Genomic DNA, 1,199 nt, shown 5'->3' with positions numbered 1-1,199 from the left:
TTTTCTTCTTCTGTTTGGGTTTGTACGACAAGTCTTCTGATTTCATTGATCTGTTGTGGAAAAGCCTTTTTAATAGGCGGGTTTCCATCTGTATCGTCTTCTTTACTTGCTAAATTAAGAAGCATGCCTAATAGGTATCTTCGTGCGTAGGTAAGTGTGGAACCAAGTGATTGTATGCTATTTTTAGAGCCTGTACTGTCAATTGGAAATGTTCCTTCTGTTGAGATTTGATTGTCTGAAGGATGAGACAGAGTTATTTCTATGGTAACGTTTTTTTCTGTTTGATTTTTAATACGATAAAACAAAGCAAATTTGTATGTTGCAAGCCCTTTCTTTACAGCATCAATGTACTGATCAAGTGTAGCGTATTTGCTGTTTGTATGGTTATTAATGGCGTTTTGTTCGATATTTTTATATGCCATTTGCACAGCCGAAAGATCACGGACAAAATTTTGGCGCTCTTGTCGTTTTATCTCTTGTTCTCTTAAATCAAGAAGACGCTCTAAGCGATCCATATCGACGTCACTGTCTAAGGCTTTATTTAAAATACGTTCCATGACAGTTTGTTCGACGGCTACATGATGTGTTTCTTCAATTTCTATTAGGTTAGTGTTTTGTTCACTCATCTTGATTTCCTACATTGCGCGCAATTCACCCGTGGCGTGAATCACGCTGGTGTTAAAAGTTGGTTTGTGTTGCTAGAAAGGAATGTCGTCTTTTGTTGAAGAGTTGCCGTTCTGGGCGGTCATAGTTTGTTTACAATCTTCTGAATTATCATAAATTTTTACATTGCCATAAATTCTTGAATCGGCATAAATAATCACATTTCCATAAATTTGTGTGTGTCCAAAAATATGTCCATCATATATTTTGACGTTATTATAAATTTTTGCATTGCCAAAAATCTCGGCACAATCACCAATTTGTGCTTTATCATAAACCTTAGCACTATCGTAAATCTTGGCACAACAATACGCCTTGGCATCATTATAAATCCAGCAATCGTCTTTTTGACTTAAATTGTCTTCATACTCTACAAAGCCGCCAAGGTCGCCTGCTTTAACATCACCAAAATCTTTTAATGCACGTATGCGGTAAAGCGTAAGGTATCCATCAAACTGAATTGTTTCATCAGTAAGTTCGTATTTTTTTTCCATGGTTTATTGCCTCATGCCCTTATCTTAAAACAGTGTCATTTC

General features: G+C 36.3%; 2 protein-coding genes. Both read right to left on the bottom strand.

What is annotated here, in order from left to right; genetic code table 11:
* Positions 1-626 (bottom strand): ERF family protein (locus ACFIO5_RS10280; RefSeq protein ID WP_375705346.1); only part of this gene is annotated, 626 nt, incomplete at its 3' end.
* Between the two features lie 72 nt (positions 627-698).
* Positions 699-1,157: a hypothetical protein gene (locus tag ACFIO5_RS10275; RefSeq protein WP_375643720.1), complete on the bottom strand. Its 459-nt coding sequence runs from the start codon at positions 1,155-1,157 to the stop codon at positions 699-701.
* Positions 1,158-1,199 lie beyond the last annotated feature (42 nt).

The organism is Bartonella sp. AA86SXKL (genome assembly GCF_042196885.1).
This window is presented reverse-complemented; position numbering and strand designations above follow the sequence as displayed.